General features: G+C 33.5%; 14 protein-coding genes and 1 pseudogene. 7 read left to right on the forward strand and 8 right to left on the reverse strand.

The annotated features are described in order from the left end of the window. Positions 1 to 21: 21 nt before the first annotated feature. Genes GMC_RS0104760 through GMC_RS0104770 form a run of 3 tightly spaced genes read left to right on the forward strand, consistent with a single transcriptional unit; the run spans position 22 to position 4,322 of the window. Positions 22 to 2,469 (forward strand): ATP-dependent Clp protease ATP-binding subunit, encoded by a 2,448-nt coding sequence (locus GMC_RS0104760; protein ID WP_010521060.1) that lies wholly within the window; start codon positions 22 to 24, stop codon positions 2,467 to 2,469. 30 nt (positions 2,470 to 2,499) lie between these two features. Continuing rightward, positions 2,500 to 2,943, forward strand: a complete 444-nt coding sequence (locus GMC_RS0104765) for a hypothetical protein (RefSeq protein WP_010521061.1) — start codon at positions 2,500 to 2,502, stop codon at positions 2,941 to 2,943. Between the two features lie 26 nt (positions 2,944 to 2,969). Continuing rightward, complete coding sequence (locus GMC_RS0104770; RefSeq protein WP_010521062.1) at positions 2,970 to 4,322, forward strand: DUF5458 family protein; 1,353 nt, start codon at positions 2,970 to 2,972, stop codon at positions 4,320 to 4,322. A gap of 107 nt (positions 4,323 to 4,429) precedes the next feature. Here the strand turns inward: GMC_RS0104770 and GMC_RS0104775 are convergent, their stop codons facing one another. Next, the gene (locus tag GMC_RS0104775) at positions 4,430 to 5,974 is read right to left on the reverse strand and encodes a hypothetical protein (protein ID WP_010521063.1); all 1,545 of its coding nucleotides are present in this window, start codon (positions 5,972 to 5,974) and stop codon (positions 4,430 to 4,432) included. Between the two features lie 147 nt (positions 5,975 to 6,121). Between GMC_RS0104775 and GMC_RS19075 the strand changes: the two genes are divergently transcribed. The 4 genes from GMC_RS19075 (at position 6,122) to GMC_RS0104795 (ending at position 13,590) form a co-directional block, all read left to right on the forward strand. Next, the gene (locus GMC_RS19075; RefSeq protein ID WP_010521064.1) at positions 6,122 to 7,282 is read left to right on the forward strand and encodes a 2-isopropylmalate synthase; all 1,161 of its coding nucleotides are present in this window, start codon (positions 6,122 to 6,124) and stop codon (positions 7,280 to 7,282) included. A gap of 167 nt (positions 7,283 to 7,449) precedes the next feature. Further along, the gene (gene leuB / locus GMC_RS0104785; RefSeq protein ID WP_010521065.1) at positions 7,450 to 8,565 is read left to right on the forward strand and encodes a 3-isopropylmalate dehydrogenase; all 1,116 of its coding nucleotides are present in this window, start codon (positions 7,450 to 7,452) and stop codon (positions 8,563 to 8,565) included. Positions 8,566 to 8,620: 55 nt separating this feature from the next. After that, entirely contained in the window at positions 8,621 to 11,125 is a 2,505-nt protein-coding gene (locus GMC_RS0104790; RefSeq protein ID WP_238527925.1) for a TonB-dependent receptor plug domain-containing protein, read from the forward strand. Positions 11,126 to 11,718: 593 nt separating this feature from the next. Then, a complete protein-coding gene (locus GMC_RS0104795) occupies positions 11,719 to 13,590 on the forward strand; it encodes a CocE/NonD family hydrolase (protein ID WP_010521067.1) in 1,872 nt (623 codons plus the stop codon). A 202-nt stretch (positions 13,591 to 13,792) separates the two neighbouring features. Here GMC_RS0104795 and GMC_RS21470 read toward each other — a convergent pair whose 3' ends face one another. From GMC_RS21470 to GMC_RS0104830, 7 genes and pseudogenes are all read right to left on the reverse strand, one after another. Then, entirely contained in the window at positions 13,793 to 14,188 is a 396-nt protein-coding gene (locus tag GMC_RS21470; RefSeq protein ID WP_138940566.1) for a hypothetical protein, read from the reverse strand. Between the two features lie 39 nt (positions 14,189 to 14,227). Further along, the gene (locus tag GMC_RS0104805; protein ID WP_010521069.1) at positions 14,228 to 14,536 is read right to left on the reverse strand and encodes a hypothetical protein; all 309 of its coding nucleotides are present in this window, start codon (positions 14,534 to 14,536) and stop codon (positions 14,228 to 14,230) included. Between the two features lie 136 nt (positions 14,537 to 14,672). Beyond that, positions 14,673 to 14,942: a hypothetical protein gene (locus GMC_RS0104810; RefSeq protein ID WP_040472430.1), complete on the reverse strand. Its 270-nt coding sequence runs from the start codon at positions 14,940 to 14,942 to the stop codon at positions 14,673 to 14,675. A gap of 92 nt (positions 14,943 to 15,034) precedes the next feature. After that, entirely contained in the window at positions 15,035 to 15,679 is a 645-nt protein-coding gene (gene pdeM, locus GMC_RS0104815; RefSeq protein WP_010521071.1) for a ligase-associated DNA damage response endonuclease PdeM, read from the reverse strand. A 15-nt stretch (positions 15,680 to 15,694) separates the two neighbouring features. Then, positions 15,695 to 18,161 (reverse strand): annotated as a pseudogene (locus tag GMC_RS19080) (ligase-associated DNA damage response DEXH box helicase). Continuing rightward, positions 18,154 to 19,761 carry an ATP-dependent DNA ligase gene (locus GMC_RS0104825; protein ID WP_010521073.1) on the reverse strand — a complete coding sequence of 536 codons (1,608 nt, stop codon included), beginning with the start codon at positions 19,759 to 19,761 and terminating at the stop codon, positions 18,154 to 18,156. Before GMC_RS0104825 ends, GMC_RS19080 begins: the two are co-directional and overlap by 8 nt. Beyond that, entirely contained in the window at positions 19,758 to 20,783 is a 1,026-nt protein-coding gene (locus GMC_RS0104830; protein WP_010521074.1) for a ligase-associated DNA damage response exonuclease, read from the reverse strand. Before GMC_RS0104830 ends, GMC_RS0104825 begins: the two co-directional genes overlap by 4 nt. Between the last annotated feature and the right edge of the window lie 89 nt (positions 20,784 to 20,872).

The raw sequence follows: 20,872 nt of genomic DNA on the forward strand, positions 1-20,872 counted from the left end.
ATTATAAATAATTTAACTTAAATGATTCAATTTTCAAACCACCTGCAAAATGCTATTGATGTTGCCAAAGCTATAGCAAAAGAATATTATAACAAAGCTTATAGTCCGGCACACCTTTTAAAAGGCTTATTGCACAAAGATTCCGGCTTGAACGATTTTTTTAACTCTATAGGTGCAGATGTGTATTATATTGAAGAATGGTGTGACGTAAGAATTGAATCGTTACCAAAAGTTGCTTCCATTCCTCATAAAATTGAAGGGGATAATAATGTAGAAGCCGTTTGGAACGAAGCACAAAATTTGATGCTCAAAATTGGTGGAAATAACCTTAACGAAACAGCTGCATTAATTGCTCTAAGTACTCCAGGTGTAGGTTTTACTTATGAACAGCTAAAATCACTACCCTTACAGGCAAATGAAATTTTAAATGCGGTAACTTCCAATAGTACAAGTAAAGTTTTAAAAAAATCAGTTGGTTCCGGAAAAAGTGCAGATACCTCAATATTAGATCAATATTGTATAAATAAAAAAGAACAAGCTATAGAAGGAACGCTACAAAAGATATTCGGAAGAGACGGCGAAATTAAAATGATTATAGAAATTTTAGGACGCTATTCTAAACCAAATGTATTGATTTTAGGAGAATCTGGCGTTGGAAAATCTGTATTGTTAGATGGTTTTGTAAACGCTATAGAAGTTAGTAACGTTCCTGAAAACTTAGCTAATGCCACAGTGTATGAATTAGACTTAGTTACATTAGTTTCAGGAGCGAGCTATAAAAGTGAAGTTGAAGACCGTTTAAAAAAGATCTTTTCGGCATTAAAAACCTTTGAAAAACCAATTTTACTAATTGATGATATTTCTGATATTACCGAAAAAGAGAATAACAATCAAGGCTTAATTAATATTGTTAAGGCTGAATTATCTAAAGGCGGAGTTACAATTATCGCAACCGCTACCAATGATGCTTACAGAAAACATATCGAAATTCACCAAGGTTTATCCCGAAACTTCGAAATTATCAATCTTTTAGAGCCTTCAGAAGAAGATGCGCTCACTATGATTTCGAATACCATTGACTATTATACTGATTTTCATAATCTAAAAATTGACGACACTTCTATTGCTGAAGCAATAAGATTGGCAAAACGTTTTTCTAAAGACCGAAGTCTGCCTGATGCTGCTATCGATTTATTGGATCGTACCATGTCAGCTATAAGGTATATGTTATCTACCACAATTTCAAATATAGATTCACTTAAAGAAATTATTGAAGAAGAAAGAAGTAATGAAAACAGTCAAAATAAGTTGAGTGAACTGCGCTGGCAATGGTTCAATTTAAAAAACAAATTCAGTTACTTACTATTCAGTGAATTAGATGAAGAAATAAATTTTGATGATGTAGATACCGTTGAAAAGGCGATAGAAAAAATTGAATCTGTTCTCGATAGATTTAAAGAGATCAAAGAAAGTAAAAAAGAAGAAGTTACCAAAAGTGATATTTCGGCAACAATAGCTAATAAAACCGGGATCCCTGTCGGAAAATTACAAACCGATGAAAAAGAGCGTTTGCTTGCTATGGAATCGGTGTTACAACAGCGGGTTATTGGACAAGACCACGCCGTAAAAACAATTACCGATGCAATTTTAGAATCACGATCAGGATTAAGTAAAGCTGGTTTACCAGTTGGTTCTTTCTTTTTTACCGGACCCACCGGTACCGGAAAAACTGAACTAGCAAAATCATTAGCCGAATTTATGTTTCAAACCGAAGAAGCAATAATCAGGTTTGATATGTCAGAGTTTAAAGAAGAACATTCTGCGGCTCTTTTATATGGTGCGCCTCCTGGTTATGTGGGGTATGAAGAAGGTGGTGTTTTAGTAAATAAAATTAGGGAAAAACCGTATTCCATTGTACTTTTTGATGAAATTGAAAAAGCACATCCATCTGTTTTTGATATCTTTCTTCAAATATTAGACGAAGGAAAATTGAGCGATCGATTAGGTAAAGTTGGTGACTTTTCTAACGCAGTAATTTTATTTACTTCAAATATTGGAAGCAATAAAGTAATAGATTCGTTTAACCAAGGAATTGTTCCTGAATCTTCTGACCTTATGGAAATTATGGGTAACTATTTTAGACCTGAATTTTTGGGAAGACTTACAGAAATTGTACCTTTTGCGCCAATTTCTATTGACAATGTGGTTAAAATCTTCAACATTCAAATGAAAGATTTAAATAAATCATTGGAAAGACAAGGAATTACATTAAATTTATCAGAAAATGCCAAAGAGCATTTAGCAAAAAAAGGATTTACTCCTAAATACGGTGCCAGACCACTACGTGGTGTTATCCGTACCGAATTAAGGTCTCCTCTTTCTAAAAAAATAATTATAGGAGAAATTTCTAAAGGAAGTATTATAAATCTGGATTTTAAAAAAGAAAAATTACATTGGGAATTTAAATAAACTAACTTATATAATGCATTTAATTAGATTATGGATAATTATTCATTAGGAGGATCTGAAGTAAAATCAGATAACGGAGAGGCAATTATAGAAATTGGCCAAAACAAAACATTATTAGTTCAAAAACTTACACAAGATCCACCGGTAAAACCGGAAGTTGTAAAAGGCTTAAGTTCAATTGATGCTGTTTTTGAACATTTTAAACCCGAAATTGAGGTTACTCACGAAGACACTGATGGTGTGGAGAGTAAAGAAACGCTTAGGTTTAGTAATGTAGGCGATTTTACAAAAAAGGGAATTATAGAGCAAAGTGATTACTTAAAAAACCTTAATGCAGAAAAAGATCAGTACTTGAAGGTAGTAAAGCAATTAAAATCAAATAAAATTTTAAAAATGGCTTTAGAAAATCCGGATGCTAAATCAGCACTCTTAGAGTCTATTCATTCATTATTAACCGAATTAAAAGAAAAGTAGTTCTTTTAAAAAAGCTATAAGAAATTATGTGTGCATTAAAAAAACAGAGCCAATCGGTTACTATTGAAAATCCGGCTCAAAAATTAAAAGAAAACGAAGAAAAATTAGCTAAGTACGGTGGATTTGATCTTTTAGAATCTGCTATTGAGAATGTTCAGAATATGAACCCTCAACGTAAAGCACGAAAAAAAATATTTCTTTCAGAACAGTCTAAAAAAAACGAGCGTGAAATGCTTGCCAAAACCTTAGAGATTTGGGCAGACGTGCTGTCTTCTTCTGATGATATTGCTGAAATGGCAAACAATTCAGAAGAACAATCTAAAGCGGCAGATGTTTCTCTTACCAAGAATTTAGGTAGTGTATTGGAAGAAACCAGAGATATGGAACAATCGTACCGCTCTATGGCTTTGTTCTATAAAAATACAGAAAGTCAAAAAATTAAAAACATCAACATTGTAAACGCGGAATTAGATCAACTTAAAGACTTAGACAACACACGCTTTATTGATGCTATTGAGGAAGAATTAATACAAGGTTACGACCGTTTAGATTTACGGGATAACTACGGTTTATTAGTAATTCCTGGTTATTTAGGTTCTAATAAAGTAGTTGAAAAATGGGCGAAAATTGCGCATAAAAATAAGGTAATGATGGTTACCGATTTTGAGCATTTAGATGAACCTGACGATGTGATGGAAATGTTTGAACTAGCTAATCTTACTGGTGGTGATGATTACCGATCTAACGTAATTATGGCTTGTAACTGGTTAGTTGGTCGTGGTAAGTATGATGAAGTTGGTGAAGATGAAGATTTATACGTTCCACCTTCAAGCGCACTTGCAGGTAAAATTTACCAGACGTTGATGTCTCAGGTAACTGCGGGTAAAAAGTTTGGTGGGATCAATGAAGTAGATGGTGTTCGTTTCGACCTTAAAAAAGGAGAAGTATCTCAGCTTGAAAAAATGGGATTAGTGCCTATGGTGAACGAATACGGTAAAGTGATGGCATTTTCAGCTAAAACTTTGTTTAATGGTGATAATTTAGGGTTGCAAACATATTCAGTAGTTCGGGTATTTGACTACGTTACTAAAGTGTTAATGGACTTTTTAAACCGAAGAGCCTTTGAAAACTTTAACGCTAAAACCCGTAAAGAATTAATGAGTCAAATCGTGAAGTTTTTAGATGGTATTACTGGTCCAGATAAATTAATCGAAGATTTTTCTATAAAGCGTTTTGAGCAAGATCCAAAACAAAAAGATCGAATTTTATTGGATATTCATATGAAACCTTACTTCCCAGCCAAAAACTTTATGATCAAATTGGATGGTCAAAAAGGTGATGACGGTACCGAATGGGGTACCGATTATGAGCAGCAGTAGGTTGTTTAAAATGCAGTATATTTTAAAATCCGCTTAGTTTTCGCTAGGTGGATTTTTTAGTTTAAAATCAATATAGGTAATTCCCTGTAAAATTGGTAGTTAATCAGCTACCTCACTTTTAATTTTGCTTTCTCTCTTATAATTTCGCCAATAGGCCGATCTTCAATATTACTCTGTAACCACGATAAAATGTCCAAATATAAAAATGCACGTTTCTCGTAAGGATGATTTTCATATTTTTTTAATCGATCGTAAAGCTTTTTAAATTCTTCTTTAATTTTTAAAGGATTTACATTTTCAAGATTTCTTAAAAACTTAATCATCTCCTTTTGTACTGCATATAAATCATCCATTTTAATTAAAAACTTATAGGTATTTTGCAATTGCGTGTCTAAATGTAAATCCATTCTTGCTTCATAATGGGCTATTAAGCTTAGTACCCTTGAAAAGCAAAGTAAATCTTCGCGCATTTTTAAAGATTTGTTTTCTATAATTTTATTCAAATATTCAATACACTTTTCATGATCTTCCATACCAAAATACAAACATGCTATTTTGTAATAAAAAACCATAATATGGTGTCCATCAATATGATTTTTATGATGCGCCAGCCCTTCTAAAATTTCAGTGACTAGTGATAAACCATCTTTAAAAGTACCTTCGCTAAAATGAAGGTTAAGTTTGTTTGTATTAATGTACAAAAAGCTAAGTGCTACGGTATTTTCATGCTGGGGAAATCCATCAGAATGTACCATTTTTTCCAACCCAATTAATTTTGATCTAAGCGTCGCACTATCTTTAATGAGGAATAAAGATTCCATCAAGTAATTATTTCCTTTTAAAAAGAAAACAGGGTTAACGGCTATCATTTTTGGTTCTTCAAAAAAAAGATCCACCCATTTTTTAGAGTATTTGTAACACGATAAGAAATCTTGGGTCATAAAACTATACCACAAATGTGCCTTATAAAGCCATAATTTTTCTCTAAACCCCAGTAATTCCCAGTCATAATGTGGTAACCTTCCTTGAAAATACGTTCTTAAAAACTCATGCTCTTTATCATTTTTTACATAACCCGTTTTAAGCATTAATCCATAAAGCTGTAATGATAAATTAGATAATCGACTAGCGATTACATTTTTCATACTTAATTTTTTTGCCTGAATAGCTAGTTCATCCGCTCTGGATGAAATACTACGGGTAATATATTGTGTTTCTATTATTTTTTCAAGCTCAACAATTTCATAGGCCAAATTATTTTCTTCAATATCAATCGCCGAAATTTTGGCTTTATCTAAAATTTTTAAACTTTGCCTGTACAATCCTTTATGATATAAAATAGTTGCAAAATCCAACTGTTCCCTAATTTTCATACGCAAATTTTTATGCACAGGATTTAACCGAAGACTAATCAGTATTTGTTTATACAAATGCGCTTTCAAATTGGATAATTGTTGTTTTGTAACAATACCTTTAGTGATAATTTGAGCTTCGTCAAGCTTTTCGGACTTATCCAAATAATTAAATAAATTCAAAAACTTGGAGTCATTATTCCCGCCTAAGCGTCCAACATATACTTTAAATTGACGCTTTTCGGACTTGGTTAATGATTTTACCAATATAAATAAGGGATCTTTTAGTTCATTAGTCATTGTAAGAAAACAAGGGTTAATCCCTTTTAAAATAAGGGTTCGTGGTAATTATTAAAACATTTACCGTTGTAAGTGATTTACAAAAATAGCAAACATACCGTTTATAAAAATATACATTTGATATGAATGTTAAAAGTAAAATAACCGATGAGCGACAATAAAGTTCAAATTTTTGACACCACCTTACGAGATGGCGAGCAGGTCCCAGGATGTAAGCTGAATACTGAACAAAAACTAATTATTGCGGAACGTTTAGACCTTTTGGGTGTTGACGTTATTGAAGCAGGTTTTCCTGTTTCAAGCCCAGGTGATTTTAATTCGGTTACCGAAATCACCAAAATAATCCGTAACGCTACAGTTTGTGGTTTAACCCGAGCTGTGGAAAATGACATTAAAGTTGCTTCTGATGCGTTAAAATATGCAGTTAGACCAAGAATTCATACAGGCATTGGCACTTCCGAATCTCACATTAAACACAAATTCAAAACCACTCCCGAAAAAATTATTGAGCGCGGTGTTGCTGCAGTAAAATATGCAAAGTCATTTGTTGAAGATGTTGAATTTTATGCCGAGGATGCCGGAAGAACAGACAATGAATATTTAGCACGAGTGTGCGAAGCTATGGTTGCCGCTGGTGCCACAGTACTAAATATACCTGATACTACAGGGTATTGTTTGCCCGAAGAGTATGGTGCTAAAATTAAATATTTACGTGAAAATGTAAAAGGTATTCACAATGTAACATTATCATGCCACTGCCATAATGATTTAGGTTTAGCTACAGCTAATTCAATTGCAGGAGTTGTTAACGGAGCCCGACAAATTGAATGTACCATCAATGGTATTGGAGAACGTGCAGGGAATACTTCTTTGGAAGAAGTTGTTATGATTTTAAAACAACACCCTAAGTTGAACTTACATACTGATATCAACACAAAATTATTGTACGATACGAGTAAAATGGTATCGGAAAATATGGGAATGTATGTGCAACCCAATAAAGCTATTGTAGGTTCAAATGCTTTTGCTCACAGTTCTGGAATTCATCAGGATGGAGTAATAAAAAATCGAGAAACTTACGAAATTATCGATCCTGAAGAAGTTGGAGTTACCGAATCTGCCATTGTACTCACTGCCCGTAGTGGTAGAGCTGCCTTAGCCTACCGTGCTAAAAAAGTAGGTTACGAGCTTACAAAACTTCAGTTAGATGATGTTTACAAAGAATTTTTAGTTTACGCTGACCGTAAAAAAGAAGTGATAGATAAAGATATTCATAAAATTATGGAAGGTTTTAATATTAAGGCTTAAACCTTACTGATTAAAATAAATTATTAAAAAGATTGAAACTAAAATTTCAATCTTTTTTGTTTTTAAAGCAATTTTTAACAAAATTGAAAGATCGTGCGATTTAAAATGCTTTTAATTTTTTCAAAAAACTATTAAATACTATTTTTGAATTAGTAATAGCTATAAGTATGAAACTCAATATTGCAGTGTTAAGTGGCGACGGTATTGGCCCTGAAGTAACCGAACAAGCTGTAAAAGCACTAGATGCTGTTGCTGAGTACTACCTGCATGACTTTGTTTTTAAGGAAGCTTTAGTTGGAGCTACTGCCATTGAAAAAACAGGAACTCCCCTACCCAAAAAAACTATAGCCATTTGTAAAGAATGTGATACAGTGTTATTTGGTGCTATTGGAGATCCTAAGTTTGATAATGACCCCAGAACAAAAATATACCCTGAGCAAGGTCTTTTGGGACTTAGAAATGAATTGAATCTTTACGCTAATATTAGGCCAGTAATTGTTTACAATTACCTTTTAAATAATTCACCACTAAAACCGCAAAATGCACGCGGTACAAATATTCTTATTTATCGCGAACTCAGTGCGGGTTTATTTTATGGTGAAAAAGGCTTTAACGAAAACGAACAGCAAGCTTATGATGCTTGCACCTATACCGTAGCGCAAATTGAACGTATAGCGCATGATGCTTTTAAAGCAGCTCAAGGCAGAAAAAAGAAATTAACTTTAGTTGACAAATCAAACGTACTAGAAACTTCTCGTTTGTGGCGCAGAACAGTTATGGCTATGGCAAAATTGTATCCCAACGTTGCTGTTGAGTTGATGTATGTTGATCAAGCTGCTGCAAAAATCATTTTGAATCCAAAAAGTTTCGATGTCATTTTAACCGCTAACCTTATTGGCGATTTCATTTCGGAAGAGGCCAGTGCTTTGGTAGGTTCAAAAGGAATAATGGCTTCAGCTTCGCTAGGTGAAAAATACAGTCTGTTTGAGCCCATACACGGATCATACCCCGTTGCTACCAATAAAGGAATAGCCAACCCTATTGGTGCAATTTTATCAGCTGCAATGCTATTGGAACATTTTAATTTATTGGATGAAGCTGAGGCCATTAAGCGATCCATAACAAAAGCAATGGAACTCAATTTAACTACTCCTGATTTAAACAAACAAAAACCACTGAGTACCGAAAAAATTGGTGATTTTATTGCTGATTACATTTGTAATCCTGATTTGACTAACTTTAATATTGAAAATATTTATTTAGGTCAATCTACCATAATATAATTACAACTGCATCAGTAAAGCTCATTATAAACCTTAATAGTTACAAAAATAATTTATGATGAAATTACTAAGGTTCAGCTTTCTTTTTGCCATACTAATTTGTTTAGGCTTTTCTTCAAACTCACCAATGGATCGTTTTGTGTTACTTTTGGAAGAAATGGAAACTAGTTTTGCTCCTGAAAAAGCGTACATTCATACAGATAAACCTTTTTACACTTCTGGCGAAACTATTTGGCTAAAAAGCTACTTAATCAATGGAATTACACACAAAAAAACAAGCAAAAGTAATGTACTTCATATTGAACTCATTAATCCCCAGGATAGCATAGTATTTAAAGACAAGTTTTATATTGATGACAAAAAATTTGGTACTGCTGGCGATATTAAAATAAAAAAAGATTGGGAATCCGGAACTTATCAGTTGAGGGCATTTACTCGTTATATGCTTAATAACTCAACCGAATACTTTTTTAGAAAAAATATAAGAATAAAAAAACAAAATGATTTAAAAACTCTAGATCTAAATGAGATAAATAAAGTACCCGAACTGACCATTAGTCAAAATTCTAATCAAAAAGATAGTACATTTCCAAAAGATTTAAATATTCATTTTTATCCTGAAAGCGGTGAAATTGTCCCCAAAATTCCTAATAAATTTGGAATTAAAGCCACTGACAATCATGGTAAAGGGTTATACATCACAGGAGCTATAAAAGAAAAAGGAGTTAATGAAATATTAACTATGTTCAGAACTTTTGATTTTGGTTTAGGGATGACTTCTTTTACCCCCAAGAGCGGGGTGATATACATTGCAGAAGTAAGTACAAAAACAGGAACACTTGAATTTGAATTGCCTGTTGCTCCCGATCATAATCAAAACATAAGTATACAATCCGAAGATGATCACCTGAATCTAAAAATCAATAGTTCAACTACTTCGCTTTTAAATCATTTTATCATTGGACATTTAAGAGGCAAAGTTTTTTTTAGTAAAATGATATCGGAAAATAAGAAAAATATTGAAATTCAACTTCAAACAACTAAGATTTCTTCAGGAATCGCTCATTTCACACTTTTTACACCTAATGGAAACCCTGTGTGCGAAAGATTAACATTTATTGATAATGAAAGTAACTTAAATTGTTCAATTTCTGTAAGTAAAAAAATTGCAACTAAACGAGAACGACTTAATTTAAATGTAAATATAAATTCTAGAAATAAAAAAATAAAAAATGCTAATGTCTCTATTGCGATAACTCAAAAGAATGCAATACCGTTGTCTACAAACGAAAATATTAAAAGTTGGTTACTTTTAAATTCTGATTTAAGAGGTCAAGTAGCCAATGCTGCAATATTTTTTGATCTTAAAAAACCTAAAGCGCAAAGAAAACACTTATTGGAATCGTTATTATTAACGCATGGTTGGAGGCGTTTTACATGGGATAATGCGTTGAAAGATTTTTACAAAAATAGACAAGAACAGAAACCCGAAAAAGGCATTTACATAAAAGGTTACACCACCCCCATTAATCAGCCTCATAAAGCACAATTTGCACTTACTAAAATTCAATTTTTAGAAGGCAATTTTTATTCAAGTAAAAAATTCACAGATAAAACTGGTTATTTCGAATATGGTCCGTTCGTAATTTACGATAGTGTTAAAGCTGTTTTAAATGCAGAGATAACTGATTTCAAAAACTCGGAAAAAAAGAAAAATGTCGATATATATTTAAAAGAAGAACTAATAACTACTAAGATTGATCCAACACCAAAAAGTCAAATTGACATTGACAATAATTACTACAATAATTATATAAAAATACAAGAATATATTGGTCAATTAGAATTTACGTTTAATGGCGTAAATCAATTAAAAGAATTAATAATAAGTGGTAAAAAGAAAATAAAAATAAATTCAATTGATGACATAGTCAGTAAACTTTCTATTTATGGTGAACCTAGTAATCGAATTGTAGTTGATTCATTACCTGGTATAGATGGATTAAGTATTTTTGATTTAATAGGCAGAACGCCTGGTGTAACGCTGTCTGGTAATTACCCTGATCAAATTTTAAAAATAAGAGGACAAAGTACCTTTGTCGCTTCTAGTGATCCACTATTTTTAATAGATGGTGTTAGAGTAGATAGAAATTTTGTTAGTGGAATTAATGCCTCTGAAGTGTCGTTTGTTGATGTTTTAAAAGGAAATGATGCAGCCATATTTGGGGTCGAAGGTGCTAACGGAGTGATTGCAATTTATTTGATTGAACCAGGTTTATCTAAAAAGCAAAAGGCAAAAGGGGTACTAAGTTTTACAGCAAATCCATTCTATAAAGCTAAAGAATTCTTTTCTCCTGACTATTTTAAGGATGCCAGCAACCCGAAACCTGACTTTAGAACTACTTTGTATTGGAATCCAGATATTGACATTACAATAGACAAAACTCAAAACAATTATTTTTATACTGGCGATCAAACTGGAAAATTTCAAATTGAAATCCAAGGAATTACTGATGATGGCGAATTAATTTATGCTGTTGAAGAATTTGAAGTATATTAGAAAAGTAAACTATAACAAAAAGGGTTTTATTTTTTAAAACTCTTATTATTAGAAATTAAGGCATAAATCAGAAGCTAACCTGAGAAACTAATCATTAAGCTCAATTGAGTTTACTTCTTTTCAGTTATCATAAATAAAATCCTTTGAATTATCCAGTTCTTAAAATTTATACAAATTTGAATAGTATTAAATTAGATACATTAAAAACTCATTACATTATTAAGGAAGGAAAAACCTCATAAAATTATAGGAAAAGCTAAAATCACTGTTGATTACCCTGCTTTGGTAATGTCAATGCGCCTTATAAGTAACCAGTATTTAAATATTCTTATTCTTTTTTTGTAGAGAAATGAGTATTCACAATATGAAGCTTTTTTTTAAACTTATTCAAAAAATAATAAGGGTGTTTTTACGAATAATTTAAAAAAAAGCAATCCCAAAATTACCTGCTGTTTTGTTGTTCTTCAAAACATTTAATGCTTTGTAAAACAATCAAAATATCCTACATTAGTTGGTAATTCTAAACTCACAATTACAATTCAATTCTCAAGTAATTTGCACGGTTTTTTTTAGCTATTAAACAACATATTTTCATGAAAAAATTACTGGTACTATTTACTTTTTATTTGTTGAACAGTTATACATATGCCCAACAGGTTGATTCTACTTACGTAAAAAAACATTACTCCAAATCCGTACATAACATAAAAATGCGCGATGGCATCAAATTATACACCATTGTGTATACCCCAAAAGATCAATCCAAAAAATATCCTATTTTGTTGAATCGTACGTGTTACAATGCTTCAAAATATGATAATTTCAATGCTATTGGGCAACCTTCGGGTTATTTAGTACAGGACAAATATATTTTGGTCTATCAGGATGTAAGAGGAAGATATATGTCCGAGGGTAAATTTACCACCCTTACACCTAACATTCCTGGTAATGACAAAAAAAACAAAACGGCTATTGATGAAAGTTCCGATACTTATGACACCATTGACTGGTTAATCAAAAACATAAAAAATAATAACAAAAAAGTAGGAATGTTCGGTATTTCCTACCCTGGTTTTTATACGGCTGCAGCGTTGCCCGATGCCCATCCGGCCTTAAAAGCTTCATCCCCACAAGCTCCTATTTCTGATTTTTTCTTTGATGACTTTTTTCATCATGGTGCTTATTTAGAAAGTTACACCGCTGCTTTTCCCGTATTTGGCTATCAAAAACCAGGGTTAACTAAAAAACCTTGGTACATTGAACAGATCAAACGTTTTTACGATAACCCGCCTAATGATGGCTATAAATTTTACCTAAATCTTGGTCCATTAAAAAATATCACAAAAAAATACCATTATGATAATTTCTTTTGGAAGGAAATTACAACACATCCAAATTACGACTCATTTTGGCAGAAAAGAAGTATTTTACCTCACTTAAAAAATATTACTCCAGCAGTAATGACGGTTGGTGGCTGGTTTGATGCTGAAGACTTGTATGGCCCTATAAATATTTATAAAACCATTGAAAAAAATAACCCAAAAGCACAAAATACCATTGTAATGGGCCCTTGGGACCATGGCGGATGGGCTAGAGAAAAAGGCAAAACTACTCACAACCACATTCAGTTTGGCGATAGTATTTCTACTTTTTACCAAAAGGAAATTGAGCGCAAATTTTTTGCGCATCACCTAAAAGGAGAAGAAAGTAAAAAGTTACCCGAAGCTTATATGTTTGACACCGGAGCAAAAGCATGGAAAACTTATGATGCTTGGCCGCCAGAAAGTTCAAAAACAACGTTTCATTTTGGGAATAACGGAAAATTGGCAATCAATAAGGCAACCAACCCTCAGGAAGCGTTTGAATATTTAAGTGATCCTGCAAAACCCGTTCCCTACGTTTCGCAAATGGAAGGATTGACGTTTACGCCACGAAAATTTATGTCTGATGACCAAAGGCATGCTTCTAAAAGACCAGATGTACTTACGTTTATTTCTGATGAATTTACAAAGGATATGACCTTAGCTGGTGAAATTGTTGCGAAATTAAAAGTTTCTATGACAGGTACTGATGCTGATTTTATTGTAAAAATCATAGATGAATATCCTGAAGATCATCCTAATTACGATCATAACCCCAAAAATATCATTATGGGAGGATATCAACAACTGGTGCGTTCCGAGGTATTAAGAGGCAGATTCAGAAACAGTTTTGAAAACCCAGCGCCATTTGAACCGAATAAAATTTCGGATGTTAATATTCGCCTACAGGATATACTGCATACCTTTAAAAAAGGACATCGTATTGCTATACAAATACATAGCACCTGGTTTCCTTATATTGATCGAAATCCTCAGAAATATGTTGACAATATTTTTGAAGCTAATGCTGAAGATTTTATCAAATCGACAATTAAGGTTTACGGAAACTCTGTAGTTGAAATTGGTGGTCGAATTAGTATGTAGTAATGCACTAAATGACACAATAGTAAAATCACTGTAAACTCAAACCAGTTTATTTATACTAAAATGGCCTTAACTATTTGAAAATATATTATTTATAAATAGTCAAGGCTCTTTTTATTGGTACAAAATTTAACACATTCTAGTACCAGTAAAAGTAGCTATTCATGATTAATTTTAAAAGCAACCAAAGTATTCCTGTAATTTAATTGAGATTTTTATAATTATTGGGCTTTCTAAAAGTCAACAAGTAGGGCTGTTCTATTCCTACGAAAAATAACGTTCCTAAAAAGTAACACCCTACATCAATGATATCGGCAGTGTATCGCGAATTGAATTTAGGAAGTATCACTTCAAACCAAATACAACATAAAATTGTTACAACTACAAGTATTTTAACAGGGATAAACCTTGTATTTTCAATTTTTAAATACCGTATTATAGTTAAAGTAATTTTAAAAACAATGGGGAGAAATAAAAAGTCATTCAAATGATTATTCATCCATATTGGCAGTTGTACATTTATTTTTTGACTTATAATTACAACTAGTGCTATACTGAATAAAGGCAGATAATAGTTTCGTTTTAATAGTGTTATCATAGGTATTGAATTCACTTTTACAATTAGCATTACGCATTATTAAGCAGCTATATAAACCGTTATTAACGCCAATACACCAAAAACTCCCAATACCAAAAACCAAATTGAAAAAAAGAATCTTGCTATATAGCGTTTAAATCTATTTTCATGATTCACTGCTTTTTCAATAAATTCAGTGATACTACTTTGATCCTTAGTTTTATGTGCTTTTTTCAATTTATTAGCTGCATCCCTTTTGGCTTTTCTCCGTAAGGTGATATTAATTATAGCTCCACAGTTTTTACATATATCACTATTTTTAGTGGCAGTTCCGCATTCAGGACAAGTTCTGTAAGTTGTGTTTTTCACTTTTTATTTGTCACTTATTAATAAACATATAACCTGCTTACTTAAAAAACAAGCGGCATATAATTTCATATCAATAATAAATAATACTAGTAATGCATGTGGGTTTATTTACTATAATTGTTAGCTTAAATAAAAATTAAAAAAGCAAGGTAAACACCCACACGAATAAGACATTAAAAAAACCATAAATAAATAGCATAATATAAAATGGTATGTTGACAGCACCTAGTGAAATGGTAGTAACTTTATATCCTGCTTTTTTTATGTTGTGATCAATAGAATTTTTAGGTGACAATTCAATTTCTATTTGATCATTTTCATTTTCGCTTACGTAAAATATAGGCTGTTTATTAATAATTAAAATTTTGAAAATCTGATCAATCATAAATACGAATGGAGTAGCCATAAATTTGATTTTTTGTTCCAAAACTTTTTTTAGACTTGGCCGTATAACATAAATAGCAACACCCCTAAAAACATCTTAAAAAATATACATTTTCAACCAACTTGTAATTTAATTACCTCATCATCCGCAATGCCGTAAATTTGTTCTCCCAACTGTGGTTCAATGATAAAATTCCCTGTAAACGTGCCAAATGCTGGTAAAACCAATTGATTTGCTTGTTTAAAAAAACAGGGGATTGTTATTTGCTGTTTGCCAGCGCCAACTAACCGAACACCAGGATGAATGTGCCCTGAAATAGTAAAAAAACCTTCTTTTTTTTCAGGTTGATGGGTAAGATGAATGCCTTTTTTACTTAAAAAATCTATCACATTAACACCAATGGACTCATATTTTAGTACAGGGATAATATCATGATTTCCTGATACTAAAATTACTTTACACATTACGGTTTGTATCCATTGTTCAAAAAAAAACCATTCGTTATTTAAATGACTATGAAACAAATCTCCCAAAAAACACAACGTTGTTGGATTAAAATAGGAAACTACAGCATTCAATTGATTAAAATTTTCTGCTACTGATGCCATGGGCACCGGGCTACCATGCTTCCGAAAATGCGAAGCTTTACCCAAATGTACATCGGCAATAAGTAGCATTTGTTCATTTTTCCAAAAAATAGCACCGCTTGGGTGCAATATAAAAGAGTGCTCTTTTACAAAAATAGTTTCTAATTTCATCGACTTTGTAATGCGCTATGCCTTCATTAATAATGCAGTCATTCGCTTAATGCGATCTGCTAGCTTTTCTGAGGATAACTTCTCGCGTAAGCGATCCGTAATAATGGGAAAAGACAAAGGTGTGGGTTTCTTACATTTTTTTCCAAACTATCGTTTGCTTATGTATGCGTTCCAAGGCTAAAATAATGCGTCCTTCTTGCAATTGGTGCTCAAAAGTTTCAATAAAAGATTGTTGGTACAACAAATTTTCAGGTTCATGTTCACTAAATACATTAAAAAATAACTGCGAACTGGATTGCAAATGTTTGTTTTTTACCATTTTATTTGGATATCCCGTAAATACCAAACCCGAAATTACAGCAATGTCCCGAAATTTGCGTCGCGCCATTTCAGAGGCATTCAAACTTTTTTGCAAATCACTCTTTAAGTAATCAGTGGTAAACAAATCATTATCCAATACCTGTTGCATATCAAATTCCTGATCCGATAATAATTCAAACCCGTAATCATTAAACGCAATAGAAAAGGTAATTGGTACTAACAAACTAATGCGGTATGCCAATAGGCTTGCAATAGCCTCGTGTACAAATCGGCCTTCAAAGGGATAAAAAATAGCATGATATCCATCACGTGTTTTAAAAGTTTCAATTAAAAACTGGTCAGGTTTAGGAACGATACTTTCTTTTTCCTGTCGCTTAAAAATATGAGTCAATGCTTTCATTTCAGGAGATTTTTTCCCTGCACTCGCATGAGTTAAATACAACTCATCGCGTAACATTTCGCTCATTTCTGAGGATAAAGTCATTCTTCCTCCCATCCAGCTGGGCACTTTTGATGTTTTTTGTTTAGAAAGTTTAACAAGTACTTGCATGTTTTTAATGCGAAATAGTTCCAAATTCCTTCCTGCAAAAGTAAACACATCGCCAGGTTTTAATTTAGAAATAAACCACTCCTCAATACTGCCTAAAAAACCACCACTCAAAAATTTAACGGTTAACACCGCATCACTCACTATAGTTCCTATCTGTAAACGATGCCGCATGGCTACTGCCCTACTATTTACTCTAAATTTACCATCGGCTTCAATTTCCACTCTTTTGTATTCATCATAGGCCTGTAAGCTTTGACTCCCCAAGGTTATAAAATTTAAAATCCATTGGTATTGCGCATCGGTAATTGCCTGAAAGCAGAAAGTACTCCTCACCTCGGGCAGAATATCCTCTGGAAAAAAACCATTAGAAACTGCTAAGGTGGTTAAGTATTGCACTAGGACATCAAAACTGTTCAGGTAAGGAATTCTATCTTCAATAATTTGTTGCTTGACCGCTTTTTGTAATGCGGCAGACTCCACTAGCTCAATGGCATGTGTGGGTAAAAAATAAATAATACTTTCCTTACCTGGGGAATGACCACTCCTACCTGCTCGTTGCATAAATCGTGCTACTCCTTTAGGCCCCCCAATTTGAACAATAGTTTCCACAGGAGCAAAATCCACCCCCAAATCCAAGCTTGAAGTGCAAACAACTGCTTTTAAGCTTTCGTTATGAATGGCTTGCTCAACCCATAACCGTGTTTCTTTATTAATACTACCATGATGCATGGCTATTTCGCCAGCAAATTCAGGGTGTTTTTCTAATATTTTTTGAAACCATATTTCGCATTGTGCGCGTGTATTTGTAAAAAGTAGCGTGGTTTTACTATTTTTTATAATGGGTATAACCGCTTCCAATAAGTGCAACCCCAAATGACCCCGCCAAGGAAACGTTTCCATTTTTTCAGGAATAATAGATTTTACCGTGATTTTTTTATTCAGTTTTGCTTTGATTAGTACGGAGTTTTTATAGCTTTCCGAAGCTACTCCTAACAATACTTCTCTTGCCTGTTCCAAATTTCCTATGGTAGCTGAAATTCCCCAAATACGTAAATTGTTAGTAATATTTTTACATCGGGATAAAGCCAATTCCATTTGTACACCCCGTTTAGTTCCTAAAAGCTCGTGCCACTCATCGACCACAATGGCTTGCAAATTTTTAAATGTATTGTCGTAATCCTTTGATGCAAGCAATAGTTGCAAACTTTCAGGTGTGGTAATCAATAAATCGGGCATGAAGCGCTTTTGTGCCGCACGTTCTTTTTGAGATGTATCTCCACTACGTACCCCAACCTTAAGCGGAACACCAATACCTTCAATAAAACGCTCAGCTGATTGCTTAATTTCTAACGAAAGTGCCCTTAATGGTGTTATCCAAATCGCTTTTACGCCTTTTTGTGGTTTGGTGGCGTAATTAGGATTAGTTTTTAGGTAATTTAAAACAATCGGAATCCATAATGCATAGGTTTTTCCACTCCCTGTGGGCGCATTTAATAAACCATTTTTCCCTTGCAAAAAAGCATTCCAGGTTTGTTTTTGGAATGCAAAAGGTTTCCAATGCTGTTGCTCAAACCAATCCGTGGCTATTTTTTGTAATTGAGTTCTATTCATGGACTTCATTGGCTTGAATCATAGCTTTAATATCTGCAATGGCATTCGCTTCTTCAATTTTTTTATCGTGTCGCCAGCGTAAAATTCTAGGAAATCGAGTAGCTACGCCACTTTTATGGCGTTTGGAAAGTGCTACTCCCTCAAATGCTATTTCAAAAACTAATTCGGGCGTAACACTACGTACAGGTCCAAAACGCTCTAACGTATTCTTTTTTATCCAAGCATCCACTTTTCTAAATTCGGCATCGGTCAGGCCAGAATAAGCTTTTGCAAATGTGACCAATTCCTTTTTATCATTCCATAACGCAAAAGTATAGTCTGTAAATAAATTTGATCGCCTACCGTGCCCACGCATGGCATAGGTAAGTACGACATCAATAGTAAGTGGATCTACCTTCCATTTCAACCAATCTCCTTTTTTTCTTCCTACTTGATAGGTAGAAGCTAAACGTTTTATCATTAACCCCTCACTGCGCATTTCTCTCGATTTTCTTCGTTCTGCAGCCACCTGTTCCCAAGAAGTAAAAGCGTATGTTTTCGATAATTGCAAGGGTAAACTTATTTCTGTAACCTGCTTTAATAAAGCTTCCAATATTTTTCTGCGTTCTAAAAAGGAATGCTCCCGTATATCTTTTCCTTCCCATTCTAAAATATCATAAGCCTTTAAAATCACAGGGGCTTTTTGTAACAATGCTTTAGAAACTGTTTTCCGCCCAATTCGGGTTTGTAGCTCATTAAAATTTTGAATATCATTATTATAATACACTAAAATTTCGCCATCCAACACAGTTCCATTGGGTAGTTTACCTATAAATTCCTGAAATTCGGGGTATTTATCAGTGACCAATTCCTCGCCCCGGCTCCATACAAATAACTGATTATTCCTAACAATTACCTGAGCCCTAATTCCATCCCATTTATGTTCAAAACTCCAATCAGTTACATCCCCTAAACTTTCAGGAGTTTCTTCAACCGCATAAGCCAAGTAAAACGGATAAGGTTTAGAAATAGTATCGGATTCTTTTTGCTGAATTACTAAATCATGAAAACTGATGGTATTGGGATCCCAATTTCCCATTAATTTGTAAGCCAACACATCCTCGCTAATAGCTGTGGCCTTAGCTAAGGCTTTGGTCATTAATTTTTGACTAACGCCAATACGGAATCCTCCTGTAATTAATTTGGTAAACACAAAACGCTCGTAGTAATTTAATATGCTCCAGTTATCAAATAAATAAGCTTTTTTATCTGCTTCAGGTTTCGATTTTAAAGCGATGATCTCTCTTAAAAAAGTAGTCAAGTTTTTTTCTGTACGTTTTTCAGAAGCAGGAATGATTAAGGCAATAGTTTCTGCCAAATCCCCTACAATATGGTACGATTCCTCAAACAACCACAACGGAATATTTGCTAGTTCCGAAGCCCATTCCCTAAGTAAGGTAGTATTTACTGGTCTTGGTGGTCTGCGGTGTGATAGTATAGCAATAGTCCATACTTTGTCCGTATCTGGAGCTTGTTCAAAATAAGCAGCTAATGCATTTACCTTTGCATTGGTTTTATTGGTACTGTCCAGTACTTCTATTAAATCGGCAAAAAGCTTCATACTACCTGCTCCTCTCCTTTTTTTACTTCGCCATCAGGCAATTCTCCCTCATACTGTGTTTTTTCAGTACGTGCATCATAGCCTTGCTCCCTTAAGTATTTTGAAAAAATATCCGTATACCCATGAGTTGTAATAATTTTAGTAGCTTCAGTTGCTTTTATTGCCGAAAGTAACCCTTGCCAGTCACAATGATCGGAAAGTACAAAACCTTTATCAATCGCCCTGCGTCGGCGCGCACCCCTAAAAGCCATCCAACCACTGGCTGAACCAGTTACAAAAGGGGTCATTTTCAGTATCCACGGACTACCATGCGCGCTAGGTGGTGCCAAAACTAAGTTCCCTTTTAATTCTTTTTTAGTGGTATCCCGAGTAATTAAATGCGTTTTGGGAAAATCAACCATAAGCCGAATTACATTGGTCATATTTTCAATTGCTGCGTGCGTGTAAATTTTTCCAACTTCTGGGTTTAACCCACTTAATAAACGTTGAGCTTTACCCAAAGAGTATCCAAACAATACTGAGGTATTTCCTTCTGCTTTGTTTGCTGCCCACCAATTATTTATTGCGGCATATACTTGTTGTTGCGGCGTCCACTTAAATGCTGGAAGTCCAAAGGTACATTCCGTAATAAATGTATGACACTTAATGGGTTCAAAAGGTGCTGATATTCCATCATTCTCAGTTTTATAATCTCCTGTAAATACCCATACTTCGCCTTTATGCTCCACTCTTACTTGAGAGCTACCAATGATATGACCTGCTGGATGAAATGAAAATTTGACATTATTGATTACAAAACTTTCGTCATATGCCTTCCCCGTAACATTAATATCCCCTAAACGATGCGAAATAATGGGCACATTTGTATGGTGCGTAATGTATTTTTTATGCCCCCAGCGGCTATGATCCGCATGTCCGTGAGTAATTATCGCTTTGTCAACAGGGCGCCAGGGATCAATATATACGTCAGCTTCCTTACAGTAAATTCCTTCATTATTAAATATCAGCAAAGGAGTTTTCATAGGTCAATTTGTTGATTATTTTTTTTTAAAGTGGTACTTGAACTAAGACTTCTAGCACACAAAAAAAAACAAGTTAATTATTTAAAAAT

The sequence above is a fragment of the Aquimarina agarivorans genome, from assembly GCF_000218485.1.
GTDB lineage: Bacteria > Bacteroidota > Bacteroidia > Flavobacteriales > Flavobacteriaceae > Aquimarina > Aquimarina agarivorans.

Excerpts from the sequence above, each read along its gene's own strand:
- GMC_RS0104760 (WP_010521060.1), top strand. The coding sequence starts at position 22 with ATGATTCAATTTTCAAACCACCTGCAAAATGCTATTGATGTTGCCAAA.
- GMC_RS0104765 (WP_010521061.1), top strand. The coding sequence starts at position 2,500 with ATGGATAATTATTCATTAGGAGGATCTGAAGTAAAATCAGATAACGGA.
- GMC_RS0104770 (WP_010521062.1), top strand. The coding sequence starts at position 2,970 with ATGTGTGCATTAAAAAAACAGAGCCAATCGGTTACTATTGAAAATCCG.
- GMC_RS0104775 (WP_010521063.1), bottom strand. The coding sequence starts at position 5,974 with ATGACTAATGAACTAAAAGATCCCTTATTTATATTGGTAAAATCATTA.
- GMC_RS19075 (WP_010521064.1), top strand. The coding sequence starts at position 6,122 with ATGAGCGACAATAAAGTTCAAATTTTTGACACCACCTTACGAGATGGC.
- leuB (WP_010521065.1), top strand. The coding sequence starts at position 7,450 with ATGAAACTCAATATTGCAGTGTTAAGTGGCGACGGTATTGGCCCTGAA.
- GMC_RS0104790 (WP_238527925.1), top strand. The coding sequence starts at position 8,621 with ATGATGAAATTACTAAGGTTCAGCTTTCTTTTTGCCATACTAATTTGT.
- GMC_RS0104795 (WP_010521067.1), top strand. The coding sequence starts at position 11,719 with ATGAAAAAATTACTGGTACTATTTACTTTTTATTTGTTGAACAGTTAT.
- GMC_RS21470 (WP_138940566.1), bottom strand. The coding sequence starts at position 14,188 with ATGATAACACTATTAAAACGAAACTATTATCTGCCTTTATTCAGTATA.
- GMC_RS0104810 (WP_040472430.1), bottom strand. The coding sequence starts at position 14,942 with ATGGCTACTCCATTCGTATTTATGATTGATCAGATTTTCAAAATTTTA.
- pdeM (WP_010521071.1), bottom strand. The coding sequence starts at position 15,679 with ATGAAATTAGAAACTATTTTTGTAAAAGAGCACTCTTTTATATTGCAC.
- GMC_RS0104825 (WP_010521073.1), bottom strand. The coding sequence starts at position 19,761 with ATGAAGCTTTTTGCCGATTTAATAGAAGTACTGGACAGTACCAATAAA.
- GMC_RS0104830 (WP_010521074.1), bottom strand. The coding sequence starts at position 20,783 with ATGAAAACTCCTTTGCTGATATTTAATAATGAAGGAATTTACTGTAAG.